At 71.9% G+C, this 13,178-nt stretch carries 12 protein-coding genes; 7 read left to right on the top strand and 5 right to left on the bottom strand.

Features of this window, described 5'->3' with window-relative positions; translation table 11 throughout:
* The first annotated feature begins 11 nt into the window (after positions 1 to 11).
* The gene (locus tag EF387_RS21950) at positions 12 to 1,349 is read left to right on the top strand and encodes an NsdA family TPR-like regulatory protein (RefSeq protein ID WP_128378311.1); all 1,338 of its coding nucleotides are present in this window, start codon (positions 12 to 14) and stop codon (positions 1,347 to 1,349) included.
* A gap of 134 nt (positions 1,350 to 1,483) precedes the next feature.
* A complete protein-coding gene (locus tag EF387_RS21955; RefSeq protein ID WP_128378312.1) occupies positions 1,484 to 2,029 on the top strand; it encodes an NUDIX hydrolase in 546 nt (181 codons plus the stop codon).
* 36 nt (positions 2,030 to 2,065) lie between these two features.
* On the opposite strand, the gene EF387_RS21960 is transcribed toward EF387_RS21955, so the two are convergent.
* Both EF387_RS21960 and EF387_RS21965 read right to left on the bottom strand, forming a co-directional pair.
* On the bottom strand, positions 2,066 to 2,323 hold the full coding sequence (locus tag EF387_RS21960; protein WP_128378313.1) for an ADP-ribosylation factor GTPase-activating family protein: 258 nt from the start codon (positions 2,321 to 2,323) through the stop codon (positions 2,066 to 2,068).
* Between the two features lie 184 nt (positions 2,324 to 2,507).
* Complete coding sequence (locus EF387_RS21965; RefSeq protein WP_128378314.1) at positions 2,508 to 3,401, bottom strand: 3-hydroxybutyryl-CoA dehydrogenase; 894 nt, start codon at positions 3,399 to 3,401, stop codon at positions 2,508 to 2,510.
* Between the two features lie 185 nt (positions 3,402 to 3,586).
* On the opposite strand from EF387_RS21965, the gene EF387_RS21970 reads away from it, so the two are divergent.
* Positions 3,587 to 4,876, top strand: a complete 1,290-nt coding sequence (locus EF387_RS21970) for a glycoside hydrolase family 10-like protein (RefSeq protein WP_128378315.1) — start codon at positions 3,587 to 3,589, stop codon at positions 4,874 to 4,876.
* 129 nt (positions 4,877 to 5,005) lie between these two features.
* Here the strand turns inward: EF387_RS21970 and EF387_RS21975 are convergent, their stop codons facing one another.
* A complete protein-coding gene (locus EF387_RS21975) occupies positions 5,006 to 5,200 on the bottom strand; it encodes a DUF1918 domain-containing protein (protein ID WP_128378316.1) in 195 nt (64 codons plus the stop codon).
* A gap of 155 nt (positions 5,201 to 5,355) precedes the next feature.
* On the bottom strand, positions 5,356 to 6,345 hold the full coding sequence (locus EF387_RS21980) for a DMT family transporter (protein WP_128378317.1): 990 nt from the start codon (positions 6,343 to 6,345) through the stop codon (positions 5,356 to 5,358).
* Between EF387_RS21980 and EF387_RS21985 the strand changes: the two genes are divergently transcribed.
* The 3 genes from EF387_RS21985 (at position 6,344) to EF387_RS21995 (ending at position 9,281) form a co-directional block, all read left to right on the top strand.
* Complete coding sequence (locus EF387_RS21985) at positions 6,344 to 7,780, top strand: aminotransferase-like domain-containing protein (RefSeq protein ID WP_128378318.1); 1,437 nt, start codon at positions 6,344 to 6,346, stop codon at positions 7,778 to 7,780. The genes EF387_RS21980 and EF387_RS21985 overlap by 2 nt on opposite strands.
* 43 nt (positions 7,781 to 7,823) lie before the next feature.
* Positions 7,824 to 8,411, top strand: a complete 588-nt coding sequence (locus EF387_RS21990; RefSeq protein WP_128378319.1) for a histidine phosphatase family protein — start codon at positions 7,824 to 7,826, stop codon at positions 8,409 to 8,411.
* A 345-nt stretch (positions 8,412 to 8,756) separates the two neighbouring features.
* Positions 8,757 to 9,281 carry a hypothetical protein gene (locus EF387_RS21995; protein ID WP_128378320.1) on the top strand — a complete coding sequence of 175 codons (525 nt, stop codon included), beginning with the start codon at positions 8,757 to 8,759 and terminating at the stop codon, positions 9,279 to 9,281.
* Between the two features lie 85 nt (positions 9,282 to 9,366).
* Here EF387_RS21995 and EF387_RS22000 read toward each other — a convergent pair whose 3' ends face one another.
* Positions 9,367 to 12,090: a hypothetical protein gene (locus EF387_RS22000; RefSeq protein WP_128378321.1), complete on the bottom strand. Its 2,724-nt coding sequence runs from the start codon at positions 12,088 to 12,090 to the stop codon at positions 9,367 to 9,369.
* A 329-nt stretch (positions 12,091 to 12,419) separates the two neighbouring features.
* On the opposite strand from EF387_RS22000, the gene EF387_RS22005 reads away from it, so the two are divergent.
* On the top strand, positions 12,420 to 13,172 hold the full coding sequence (locus EF387_RS22005) for a DUF1775 domain-containing protein (RefSeq protein WP_128378322.1): 753 nt from the start codon (positions 12,420 to 12,422) through the stop codon (positions 13,170 to 13,172).
* Positions 13,173 to 13,178 lie beyond the last annotated feature (6 nt).

Consider the following 13,178-nt stretch of genomic DNA (forward strand, 5'->3'; position numbering starts at 1 on the left):
CCGGAGGGCACATGCAGCCCAACACACTGCTCGACGCCATCCTCGACGAGGCCGGTATCTCCCATGCGGGGCTCGCGGCGCATGTCAACCAGGCGGGCCGCGCCCGGGGGCTCGTGCTGCGGTACGAACACACCGCCGTGGCGCGCTGGTTGAAGGGGCAGCGGCCGCGTGGCCAGGTGCCCGACCTGATCTGCGAGGTGCTCGCCGGGCGGCTGCGCCGTACGGTCACCCTCGACGACATCGGCCTCGGCGTCCCGGGCGAGCCGGCCGCCTCACACGGCTCGTTGGGCGGTTTCGTGGAGCGGGCCACCGCCCTGTGGCGCTCCGACGAGCAGCAGCGCCCGCACATCCTGGGCGCCCCGGCGGTCACCGGCACTCCGGCCGTGATGCCGGTGTGGGAGTGGGAGAACCCGCCCGAGGACGTGGACGTCTCGCGCGGCGGCCGGCACCAGGTCAGCATGGCGGACATCGAGATGCTGCGCTCGGCCCGGGCCCACTACGAGCAGATGTACCGCAAGGCCGGCGGCATCGCGACCCGCACCCGGATCGTCGGCTTCCTCAACGCCGAGACCGCACCTCTGCTGCGCGGCAGCTACACCGACGCCACCGGCCGCCAACTGCACCGGGCGACCGGTGGACTGGTCGCCATCGCGGGGATCTGCGCCTACGACTCCGATGCCCACGGCCTGGCCCAGCGCTACTTCCACCAGGCGCTCAGACTGGCCAAGGCCAGCGGCGACCGGGGACTCGGCGCCTATGTCATCGCCCTGCTGGTCAACCAGTCGCTGTTCATGAAGGAGTACCGGCAGGCGGTGGCCTTCGCGGAGGCCGCGCTGCGGGCGGCGGGACGGCACATCACCCCGGCGCTCGCCTCCGATCTGTACGCCATGCAGGCCAAGGCCTACGCGCACCTCGGCGACGGCACCAGCGCGCTGTCCTGCATCCGGCGGGCCGAGTCGGCCGCCGACCGGATCCGCCGCGGTCACGAGCCGGACGAGACCGGCTATGTGCAGCCCGGCCTGGTCAATGTGCAGGTGGCGGAGGCCCTGTTGAGCCTGGGCGATCTGACGGCCGCGGCCGAGCACGCCAACGCGGCGGTGGACACCCCGGCGCACGACCGCGGCCGGGTGCACCGGCTCGCCATGCTCAGCCAGATAGAACTGCGTCAGGGCAACGCCGACAAAGCGGCGGCCACGGCCGTCGAAATGGCCGAGCAGGCGCGGGGGATGGAGTCCCAGCGGCTGCGCGAGAGACTGCGTGCGGTGCGTGAGCACCTGGTGCGCAGCGGCTGCGCGGGCACGGCCGAGGCCGCGGAGCTCATCGAGGGAGCTTTGCGCGTGCCGCTGTAGGGCACTCGGGAGTCGTAGGCATCGCACGCACCTTCGTGCTGCAGCGTGCATCCTGCCGCCGCGCTCTGAGCGGTCCGATCTGCCGCTTTTCCTGCTGCGATATTGCCATCTACTCGGCGGAAGGTGGCAGAACTGTGCAGTGGACAAACCAGAACGAGCAAACCGTGTATGCAAACCGCTGGTTCAGTGTCAACCTCGCAGACGTCGAACTACCCGACGGCCGACATCTCGACCACTTCCTGATACGGCTGCGGCCGGTCGCCGTGGCCACCGTCGTCAACGAGGCGAACGAGGTGCTGCTGCTGTGGCGGCACCGTTTCATCACCGACAGCTGGGGCTGGGAACTCGCCGCGGGTGTGGTCGAGGACGGCGAGGACATCGCGGTCGCGGCGGCCCGGGAACTGGAGGAGGAAACCGGCTGGCGGCCGGGACCCCTGCGCCATCTGATGAGCGTCGAGCCGTCCAATGGGCTCACCGACGCCCGGCACCACATCTTCTGGGCCGACGAGGGCGCGTACGTCGGACATCCCGTGGACGACTTCGAGTCCGACCGCCGGGAATGGGTACCTCTCAAGCTCGTTCCCGACATGGTCGCCCGCGGTGAGGTCCCGGCCGCCAACATGGCTGCTGCGCTGCTCCTGCTGCACCACCTCAGGCTCGGGCAGGACGTGTTGCCCTGACCGAACCCCCGTCAACTCCCTGGCAGTTCCCGGGGCTCAACGGCCCAGAGCCTGCCAGATCGCCACGGCGAGTGCGCCCACGGCCGTGAGGACCGCGACGGCCTGCAGGGGCCAGCGGTTGTGTTCGAGGGCGGTGACCCGGCTCTGCAGATCGTCGAGGTCCTTGGCGGTCTGCTCGGCCCGGTGGCTGAGCAGGGTCAGCCCTCCGTCGACACGGGCCTGGGCCACATCGAGACGGCGGCGTAACTCCGCGACTTCTCCCGGGACCACGTGGTGCACGGGGTCGGCGGTCACGTGTCCGCTCCTTTCCGTAGTCGGTCGCTGCATTTCATGCACACGCAAAGTCAACAGGCCGCGCACATACGGCGGGAGAGTGTGCGCGGGGCATATGCGGGCCCGTCGCGCACACGGTGTGTGAATGCCGTGGGCCCGGCACTCGGACGAGCGCCGGGCCCACGGTCGTGCGACTGACCACGCGTCAGGGGTAGTTGTAGAAACCCGACCCCGTCTTGCGGCCGAGCCGGCCCGCCTCCACCATCCGCTGGAGCAGCGGGGGAGCGGCGTACAGCGGCTCCTTGAACTCGTTGTACATGCTGTAGGCGACCGACGCGACGGTGTCGAGACCGATCAGGTCGGAGAGCTTGAGCGGACCCATCGGGTGCGCGCAGCCCAGTTCCATGCCGTTGTCGATGTCCTCGCGGCTGGCGATGCCCGACTCGAACATCCGGATGGCGGAGAGCAGATACGGGATCAGCAGCGCGTTCACCACGAAGCCGGAACGATCCTGCGCGCGGATCGCGTGCTTGCCCAGGATCTTCTCGGTGAACGTCTGCGCCCGCAGGAGGGTGCCTTCGGAGGTCGTCAGCGCGGGGATCAGCTCGACCAGCTTCTGCACCGGAGCCGGGTTGAAGAAGTGGATGCCGATGACCTGGTCCGGGCGCGAGGTGGCCACGGCGAGCTTGACCAGCGGAATCGAGGAGGTGTTGGAGGCCAGGATCGCGTCCGGGCGGGTCACCACCTGGTCGAGCACCTGAAAGATCTCGGTCTTCACCTGCTCGTTCTCCACGACGGCCTCGATCACCAGGTCGCGGTCGGTGAACTCGCCGAGGTCGGTGGTGAAGGTGAGCCGGTCCTGGGTCACCCCCAACTCGTCCGCGGAGATCTTGCCGCGCTCGGCCGCCTTGGAGAGCGAGTTGAACAGCCGGGTACGGCCGATTTCGAGGGCTTCGCCGGTGGTTTCGGCCACCTTCACCTCGAGTCCGGCGCGGGCGCACACTTCGGCGATGCCCGCTCCCATCTGGCCGCAGCCCACCACTCCGACGCGCGAGATGTCGGTGTAGGTCTCCGTCACATCGTCCCTTTCGCTGGTCATGGGAGAGGCAGCGTTCCGTGATGCGGACTTCCCGTGGTGCGGGGCTGCCTCGCCTGCACGTTACTCCCGAGCCACCGGTGCCCTGGCGGCCGGGTCGTACCGGTGGACCGCGGGCTTGGTCGGGCATGCTGTCTTCCGTCACCAGACCGCAGGAACGGAACACATACAGTGAACGGGGTGTGCTGATGGGGCGTCTGACGCGCCGCGGATTCGCGGCGACCACCGCGGCCATGCTGTCGGGGCTCGCGCTGGCCGGGGACGCGGCCGCCGCGGCCCACCGGCCCCGCGACGGACACGGGGGAGCACCGGCGGCGGCCGCCGGCGCCCTGCGAGGGGTGTGGCTGGCGACGGTCGCCAACCGCGACTGGCCCTCCCGGCCGGGACTGACCGCGGCCCAGCAGCGCGCCGAGCTGATCGCACACATCGACACGGCTGTGGCACGGCGGCTGAACGCGGTGATCTTCCAGGTGCGCCCCACCGCCGACGCGATGTGGCCCTCGCCGTACGAGCCCTGGTCCGCGTACCTCACCGGCACCCAGGGGCGGAACCCCGGCTGGGACCCGCTCGGCACCGCGGTCAGGGCGGCGCACGCCCGCGGCCTGGAACTGCACGCCTGGTTCAACCCCTACCGCGTCGCGGGCCACACCGATCCGACCCGGCTCGCCCCCTCCCACCCCGCGCGCCGTCACCCCGAGTGGGTCGTCCGCTACGGCGGGAAGCTTTACTACAACCCCGGACTGCCCGAGGTGCGCAGGTTCGTCCAGGACGCCATGCTCGACGCGGTCCGCAAATATCCCGTCGACGCGGTCCACTTCGACGACTACTTCTACCCGTACCCGGTCGCCGGAGAGGTCTTCAACGACGACGCGGCGTACGCGAGGTACGGCCGGGGCTTCCCGAACCGGGCCGCCTGGCGGCGCGACAACATCAACCGGCTGGTGCTGGAGACCTCCACCCGGATCAAGGCCATCAGGCCCGGCACACAGTTCGGGATCAGCCCGTTCGGGGTCTGGCGCAACGCCTCGACCGACCCGCTCGGCTCGGCCACCCGGGCCGGGGTGCAGACCTACGACGACCTGTACGCCGACACCCGCAGATGGGTGCGGCAGCACTGGATCGACTACATCTGCCCGCAGTTGTACTGGAACATCGGCTTCCAGGCGGCCGACTACGCGACCCTCGTGCCCTGGTGGGCACGGGTCGTGCGGGGCACCGGCACCCGGCTGTACGTGGGGGAGGCGCTGTACAAGGCGGGGGATCCGGCGCAGCCCGCGGCATGGCGGAACCCGGCCGAACTCTCCCGGCACCTCACGTTCGCGTCGCGGTACGCGGAGGTACGAGGGCATGCCTTCTTCTCGGCCCGGGAGGTCCGTGCCGATCCGATCGGCGCCATGGCACGCGTGGTCGCCGACCACTACCGGCGGCCGGCTCCGCCGCCGCTCAACGCGAAAGGGGAGCTCCGCGCCGAGGGTTGATGTGCCGAGGAGCGGACGCCGAGGGGTCTTCGCTCTCGGCGGCACCGCCCGGCGGCCCCGGCAGTGCCGGGCCGCCGACTCGGTCGAGCCATGATCGGTTGTGCGCCCGGGAGCCGTGTACCCGGGCGTCTATGCGTCTTCCTTGTGCCGTACGACGGAGTCGGGGCCGGGAGACATCAGCGCCTCGTGTCCGTCGTCCTCGAAACGGACGCGATACGGGGGAGTGCCGTCCGGTCCCAGCACTTCCAGGATCACCGCGATCCGGTCGTGCTGGCCGACGATCCTGCCGTGCACCAGCAACTGGTCGCCCTTGACTGCACGCATCTGGAGGGCCTCCTCGTCATGCACGGGGGTAGCGGTCCCTGCGCCTCAGTCTAGGGCGGCGGGCCGCAATGGGAACCTCGAGAGAGGCGCTCGGGTGACGCCGGGGCCGGGCGGGCTGCGTGCCGGAAGGCCGTCGGTCACCGCGCGGCGTACGTTCACCGGCCCCTCGCCCGCTGTGTGACCGCGATACAGACCAGTACGGCGGCGGCCGTCACCGGAGCGGCCGGGCTCAGCCGCTCGCCGAGCAGCAGCACCGACCAGACGAGGGTGAGCAACGGCTGCGCCAGCTGGAACTGGCTGGCCCTCGGAATGCCGATGGCGGCCATGCCCCGGTACCAGACGACCAGGCCCAGGAACTGGGAGCCCACGGCGACCCACAACAGTCCCGCCAGACCGTGCGCGGTGAGGCGGGCGGGTTCGTACGACAGCGCGACCAGCGCCCCCGGCAGGCTCACCGGCAGACACAGCACGAGCGCCCAGCTGATGACCTGCCAGCCCGGCATGACCCCGGCGAGCCGGCCGCCCTCGGTGTACCCGGCTGCGCAGACCAGCAGCGCCGCGAAGAGCAAAAGATCGGCGGCGCCGAGCACACCGCCGCTCTGCCGCACGGTGAACAGGACCACGACACCGGCACCCGCGAGGGCGGCACCCCAGAACGCGCGCGACGGACGGGAGCCGGTGCGCAGGGCCGAGAACACGGCGGTGGTCAGGGGCAGCAGGCCCACCACGACCGCCGCGTGCGCGGTCGTCGACGTCTGCAGGGCGAGGGTGGTCAGCAGCGGGAACCCGACGACCACCCCGGCGGCGACGACGGCCAGTCCGCCCCGGTGCCGGCGGGCGGGCACCGGCACCCGCAGCGCGACCAGACACCCGCCGGCCACCACCGCCGCGAGCACGATCCGCACGGCCACCAGCGACCACGGCCCGAATCCCTCGAGACCCCAGGCGGTGGCCGGGAAGGTGAGCGAGAAGGCGACGACACCCAGGGCCGCCTGCACCGCGCCCGAGCGGGACCTGCCCGTGCTACTCGGGGTGCGCCGCCCATGCGTCCTCGGACCGGCGCTCCCGGGTCCGATCCCCGTGCCCGCCGTGCCCGTGCTGACCGCTATTCCGTTGCTGCCGATAGCGCTATCGTGAGCTCTCATGAACGAGAGTAGCAGTGTCGGTGAAGTGGCGAATCGGCTGCGCCAGGAGCTCGACCGCTACTCACCGGGAGGAAAGCTGCCGTCGAGTCGGACGCTCGTCGAGCGCTTCCGGGTGAGCCCGGTGACGGTGTCGCGAGCGCTGGCGCAGCTCGCCGCCGAGGGGCTCGTGGTGACCCGGCCGGGCGCGGGGGCCTTCCGGGCCGAGCCGCGCAACGCCCTCGCGCCCGCGGGGGACACCTCCTGGCAGGAGGTGGCGCTGAGCGCCGATGCCGCCCTGGAAGTCGTCCCACGGACCGTCGACGCCTCGGGTGTCCTGGTCTCCCTCGCCGCCCCGCCGCCCGGAGTCATCGACTTCAGCGGCGGCTATCTGCATCCGTCGCTGCAGCCCGAGCGCGCGATGGCGGCGGCCCTGGCGCGGGCGGGCCGCCGCCCCGGCGCCTGGGCGCGACCGCCCGTGGACGGACTGCCGGAGCTGCGGGCCTGGTTCGCCCGCGACCTCGGGGGCGCGCTGACCGCTGGCGAGGTCCTGATCACGGCCGGTGGGCAGTCCGCGCTGACCAGCGCGCTGCGCGCGCTCGCCCCGCCCGGTGCCCCGGTCCTCGTCGAATCGCCCACCTACCCGGGCATGCTGGCGATCGCCCGCGCGGCGGGCCTGCGTCCCGTGCCGGTCCCCGTGGACGCCGACGGGGTCAGGCCGGACCTGCTGGCGGAGGCGTTCCGGATGAGCCGCGCCCGGGTTTTCGTCTGCCAGCCGCTGTTCCAGAACCCGACCGGTGCGGTCCTCACCGCCGAGCGCCGCCGCGAGGTGGTGCGGATCGCCCGGGAAGCGGGCGCGTTCGTCATCGAGGACGACTTCGTCCGCCGTCTGGTGCACGAGGACGCGGGGCCCCTGCCGCGCCCGCTGATCGCGGACGACCCCGACGGTGTGGTCGTGCACGTCCGCTCGCTCACCAAGGCGACCTCGCCCAGCTTCCGGGTGTGCGGCCTCGCCGCCCGCGGCCCGGTCCTGGAACGGCTGCGGGCCATCCAGGTCGTCGACACCTTCTTCGTGCCCCGGCCGCTGCAGGAGGCCGCGCTGGAACTCCTCGGCTCGCCCGGCTGGCCCCGCCATCTGCGATCCCTCGCGACCGAACTGAAGACCCGCCGCGACGCCCTGACGGCCGCGCTGCGGCTGAGCCTGCCCGATCTCGCCCCGCCGCGGGTCCCGTCCGGCGGCTATCACCTCTGGCTGCGGCTGCCCGACGGCACCGACGAGTCGGCGCTGGTGACGTCAGCCCTGCGGGCGGGACTCGCCGTGACCCCGGGCCGCCCCTACTTCAGCGCCGAACCCCCCGCCGGGCACCTCCGGTTGAGCTACGCCGACGTCGCGAACACCGAGGAGATCACCGAGGGGGTTCGCAGACTCCGCCGGGCCTACACCGAGGTGTGCTCCTGAGACACCCCTTGACCTGCGAACCCTTCCGGCTCACGATCGCCGCATGCATCTTCGGCTGACGTTCGTCGCGGCGGCGCGCAGCTCCTCGCTGCTCGCCGAGCGCTTCGAGGACGACCGGCCGCTGGACCAGGGCGGCTGGGACGAGGTGCTGCGCGTGGCTCCCGAGCTGGTGTCGCTGGCGGCGGCCGAGCTGCGCTACTGCTCGCCGTCCCCGCGCAGCCGGGAGACCGGTGCCGCGCTCGGCTACGCTCCGCTCGCCCAGCTCGCGCTGCGCGACTGCGACATGGGCCGGTGGCGGGGGTTCACGCTGGGTGAGGCGATGGCGAGGGAGCCCTCGGCGGTGGACAGGTGGCTCGCCGACCCCGAGGCCGCGCCGCACGGCGGTGAGTCACTGACGTCCTTCATCTGCCGCGTGGGCGAGTGGCTCGAGACGCGTCCCGTGGACGACGGCAACAAGATCGTCGCGGTGGCCGAGCCGTCCGTGGTGCGGGCCGCCGTGGTGTACGCGCTGGGTGCCCGGCCGGCGACCTTCTGGAACCTCGACGTCCGCCCCCTGTCCACGGTCACCGTCACCGGCCGCAACGGCCGCTGGAACCTCCGCCTGGAGGCGGGGGCGCTGTCGCGGTACTAGCCGCAGCGATCCAAGTCCGGCACACCATGCCATAACGCCATAACGCCATAACGCCATAACGCCATCACGTCGGATCGGCTGACCGGCGCCGGCGCGCCCTCGGCCACGCGAAGCGTTCACTCTCAATGGTTGCAACGAGCAAGGCTTTCGCGTGTTGCGTTAGATGGAAGAACATTGCAACGTTTTCCATGACTCTACCTGCACTGATTGTGGTTCAGTGCTACGAATATGTTGCTGGATATATGAATGCAACGTAGCGTTTCCGTCATGGGAAACGTGGGGGCGAAGGTCTCACAGCTCGAAAGGTGCGCGTTCCGCGGAGTAGGCGATCAAGGGGGTCGGATCATGGAGACGGCACAGAGCCGGCGGCAGGCGGAACCCGGTGCGTTAGCCGCCTTCGCCCGCTTTGTTGTCTGCGGCGGCGGAGTGGGGCTCGCCTCCAGCTTCGCCGTGGCGGCCCTCGCCTCCTGGATTCCCTGGGGTCTGGCCAACGCCCTGATCACCGTGGTCTCCACGCTCCTCGCCACCGAACTGCACGCTCGCTTCACCTTCGGCGCAGGCGGGCGCGCGACCCGGCGCCAGCACGCGCAGTCGGCCGGGTCCGCGGCGGCCGCCTATGCGGTGACCTGCGCGGCGATGGTTGTCCTGCAGCAGCTGGTGGCGGCACCCGGTGCGGTGCTCGAGCAGGTCGTCTACCTGTCCGCCTCCGCACTCGCCGGTGTCGCGCGGTTCGCGGTGCTGCGCCTCGTCGTCTTCGCACGGAACCGCTCGCGGGTCGTGGCCGGCGACCGTACAGCCCGTCCCGTGCACGCGACCGTGGCCGGCGCCGCGGCACCGGCCGGCCCAGCGGTGCTCTGCCGCACCGCCTGACCGGCCCGCCTGCCCGGCGCTGCCCTGCCGGCCCGCGGGTCCGTCACGTCCCGAATCGCGGGTCAGCGGCGCAGTACCTCGTACGTCACCGAGGCCTGCGCGGGACCTCGTACGTCACCGAGGCCTGCGCGGGCGCGTGCGCCCTGTTGTACGCGCGGACCCAGACCTCGTGTCGGCCCGGCCGCCGGTCCAGGTGAGCCGTCAGCCGTCCCGTGGCCACGTCGTAGCGCGCCGGCACGCGTCGACCGTCGACCTCGACGTCGACGCGTGCCGGGTCCACTCCGGAAAGGGCGTCGGTGATCCTGGCCGCCAGCCGTTCGCCGTCCGCGGTGACGCCGGTGATCGAGGGGGCGAGCGGGACCGGCCTGCCCCGCCGGCGGGACCGGCGCTGGATGCGGGAGACGGACGGTGGAACCCCATGGCCGTCCAGCACGGCCTCGAACACCAACGGGTGGTCGACGCCCCGCCGCACCTGTTTCCCGGCGACGACGGTGAAGTCCACGCTCACCCGTCCCATCCGGGGGACCGTCACCTGAGGTCGCCGGTCCGGCCGTACCGTCCAGCCTCCGAAGGCACGCGGGGTCAGTGTGACCGTCGCCGGGGCGTCGTTGAAGTTGTAGACGTCGACCGACATCCGGGTCCTCGTCCTCAGCCGGTGGCCGAGGGGTGGCCGGGCGTCGCCGTCGGCCTTGTTCGGCGCGGAGTCGGCCGCGTCGAAGCGCTGGGCGAGCACGATGCGCTCGGCGGCGGACAGCGGTCGTGCGCCGCCGTCCGGCGAAGCGACATCGTCGGGCACCGCTCCGTCCTGGACCAGGTAGACCGGATCCGCCGACATCCGCACCCGGCCCCCGGCGGCGACCCGCCCGGACCGCCGCCCCATGATGTCGTACACCTCGGCCGGCGCTCGCCCCGGCACCACCATCTCCGTCACCCCCGAGCCGGGGTCCGCCCACGCAACGGTGACCCGCCGTCCCGTACCCGCCGCGAACGCGTAGGCCCGTGCCCGCCCCGGCAGCCGTTCGACGAACCGCGCCTCGCCGAGCAGGGAGGCGAGTGCGGCATGGGCGCTGTACGCGGGCCACGGCTGGAACTCCCGGCTGAGCAGCCCGAAGTAGACGCCCTCGTCGTGGATCGGCGGCGCCCCGAACCAGAAGTGACGCTCCGTCCCGGCCGCCAGACTGAGCACGGTCGAGCGCACCAAGTAGCGCGCCTGTACGGCCTGTTGGGCGGGGGTGAGATCGCTGCCGGGGCGCGCGGCCAGGAACACCCCGCACTCGGTCATCCACATCGGCAGTGCCTCCGCTCCGTGGAGCCGTCGCAACTCCCTTTGCACGGCGGCCGATCCGGGCACCTCGGGTTCGTCCTGGTCGGCCGGGTCCGGGTACCCGTGGAACCCCCAGGCGTCCGCGTACCGCGTCACCTCGTTCTCCAGCATCAGCATCTGGAAGGGGCTGCCCGCGTCCGCGATCCCGGGCAGGACCACCGTCGTGGAGCCGTTGGTGTCCCTGATCCCGAGGGCCGCCGCCTTCACGAACGCCGCGTGCTGCTCCCCCGTGGAACTCGTCCGGTCGACGTCCGGTTCGTTCGACAGCTGGATCGCGTCGGGCGAGTCGGCGGCGAGTCGGGCGGTGTAGCGGTACACGTCCCGCAGATCGGCGGGCAGCGGCAGTGACGCCTCGGTCATCGCCCATTCCGGAGCGGCGGTGAGCACGTCGAGCACGGCGAGACCATGCGCACGGAACGTCCGCTGCACGCCCTCGTACAACCGGATGTCGTACGACCCGCGATGCGGCTCGGCGGCGGGCCACGGCATCCCGTCGCGTACGTACCCCGCACCCATGTCCCGCATCGCGGAGGCGAAAGCGTCGAGCCGGGACGGCGGCACGAGGGAGAAGACGTACGCGTTGACACCGAAGCGGCCGCCCTCGACCGGCCGGCGCTCGGGCAGCACGGCGAAACAGCCGGTCAACCCTGCCGCCGTCACCCGGTAGTGCCCGGGCGGGAGTTCGGGCAGCGCCAGTGAAACCGCGACCCGTCCCGCCGGAACGGTCACCGTCCCGGAGGCCACCCGCTCCCCGAAATAGTCCGTGACGGTGAAGGGCAGCCGGCGGGTCCGTGGCGTCCGCCCCTCCAGGACGAAACGCAGCTCCGGTGCGGGCCCGTCCCGCGCGTCGCTCCGGTGGACGCCGATCGTGTCCGCCGGGTCGCCGAGGTGGATGCCCGACAGCCCTACGCGGGCCACGGGCGTCAGCGTGAACCGGTCCAGGAGGAAGCGGTAGCCGGTGGACGCCGCCAGCACGCACGGCTCGTCCACCGTGAACGTGATCGTGTTCCGTCCCTCCCGCAGTTCCACCGTGCCCACCTCCAGCCGGGACAGCTCGCCCCACGCGGGCACGGACTCGTACCAGTACGGCTGCGAGCGGGCGATCGCCACCCGCCGGCCGTCGTTGACCACGATCCCGAAGTACGAGCCGGTCTCCTCGGTGTGCGGCTGCTCGACCGGCGAGGTCGCCACCGCCTCCAGCCGATACGGGCCCTCACCGGGCGCCTCGGCCACATACGTGGCGTACCAGCCCCGCGCCGGCGGACGCAGCCCGGTGCGCAGCGCGAGCAAGGCGCCTCCGGACGCCCGGCGATCCCGGATCCGTGGAATGTTCGTGCGGACCGCCGCCTCACCCTGGACCGTGATCACCGAACGGCCCGCAGGGCCTCCGGAGCCGTCCCAGCGGCCCCCGCCACCGCCTCCCAACCCCAGCGCGCCCAGCCCCACCGCCGCCACCTTCACCGCCGTACGCCTGTCGACAGCCATACCGCCCAGCGGACCATGTGCCCTCGGGTCCGGGCGTCCTGCCTGCGCAGGGCGCCGACCCTGCAAAGTCTCGGGGACGGCCCGGAGGAACGGATGGGGGACGGCCTCCTTCTGCGGGCGGAGTAGGCCGTGCTCCAGAGCAACATGTGCGCCGGGTTCCAGAGCAGCCTGTGCGCCGGCGCCGGCTGTTTTCCGGCGCCGGGTGTGTTCCAGCGCAGGCTGTGGCCTGAGTACGCCGTGTGACGGGGATCACTTGATCGCCCAGGAACTCCTCGCGTCGGCGATCCGACTTCCTGTGCGCCCTGGTACCCCTCCGCGAGGAGTTCGTCGTGTCCCGCACCCATCTGTCGTATGCGGCTCGCCGCCTCGGCGCGCTGACGGCCGTCGCGCTCGCCGCCGTCGTCGCGACCGCCGGGTCGGCCTCCGCGCACACGGAGGTCGAAGCCGAAGGCGCCCGCGCCCTCGCCCAGAACGTCGCGCTGACCTTCTCCGCCGAGTCGGAGTCCGCGTCCGCCGGCATCAGCAAGCTGGAGGTGATCCTGCCCGATGGCATCATCCCGAGCGACATCGCCTACAAGGAAGGCCCCAAGGGCTGGAAACTCGCCCCCACCGGTCGCGGTTACACCGTCTCCGGGCCGAAGCTGGCCGTGGGCGAGGACGCCGAGTACGTCGTGACCGTACGTCAGTTGCCCGACGCCAAGACGCTGGTCTTCAAGACCCTGCAGAGTTACGGCGACGGCAAGGTCGACCGCTGGATCGAACTGAACGACAGCGGCGGCGACGGCCACGGGCACGGCCATCCCGCACCTCGGCTGGAGCTGAAGCCCGCCGAGCCCGGAGCCAAGCCCGTCAGCCCCACACCCACCGAGGAGCCCACCACCTCCGCATCCGACGAGCCGACGCCCCAGACCACGACCCGGCCCGCGAGCCCGTCGGCCTCCGCGAAGGCAGCGGCGGACAGCGGTGAGGAAGACGACGGCATGTCCACGGCCGTGCCCATCGCCATCGGTATCGGTGCCACCGTCCTCCTCCTCGGCGGAGGGGCGTGGTGGCTGAAGAGCCGACGCGACGGGTCCGCCTGACTGTGA

This window comes from Streptomyces cavernae (assembly GCF_004023625.1).
GTDB lineage: Bacteria > Actinomycetota > Actinomycetes > Streptomycetales > Streptomycetaceae > Streptomyces > Streptomyces cavernae.

Excerpts from the sequence above, each read along its gene's own strand:
- EF387_RS21950 (WP_128378311.1), top strand. The coding sequence starts at position 12 with ATGCAGCCCAACACACTGCTCGACGCCATCCTCGACGAGGCCGGTATC.
- EF387_RS21965 (WP_128378314.1), bottom strand. The coding sequence starts at position 3,401 with ATGACCAGCGAAAGGGACGATGTGACGGAGACCTACACCGACATCTCG.
- EF387_RS21970 (WP_128378315.1), top strand. The coding sequence starts at position 3,587 with ATGGGGCGTCTGACGCGCCGCGGATTCGCGGCGACCACCGCGGCCATG.
- EF387_RS21975 (WP_128378316.1), bottom strand. The coding sequence starts at position 5,200 with ATGCGTGCAGTCAAGGGCGACCAGTTGCTGGTGCACGGCAGGATCGTC.
- EF387_RS21985 (WP_128378318.1), top strand. The coding sequence starts at position 6,344 with ATGAACGAGAGTAGCAGTGTCGGTGAAGTGGCGAATCGGCTGCGCCAG.
- EF387_RS21980 (WP_128378317.1), bottom strand. The coding sequence starts at position 6,345 with ATGAGAGCTCACGATAGCGCTATCGGCAGCAACGGAATAGCGGTCAGC.
- EF387_RS21990 (WP_128378319.1), top strand. The coding sequence starts at position 7,824 with ATGCATCTTCGGCTGACGTTCGTCGCGGCGGCGCGCAGCTCCTCGCTG.
- EF387_RS21995 (WP_128378320.1), top strand. The coding sequence starts at position 8,757 with ATGGAGACGGCACAGAGCCGGCGGCAGGCGGAACCCGGTGCGTTAGCC.
- EF387_RS22000 (WP_128378321.1), bottom strand. The coding sequence starts at position 12,090 with ATGGCTGTCGACAGGCGTACGGCGGTGAAGGTGGCGGCGGTGGGGCTG.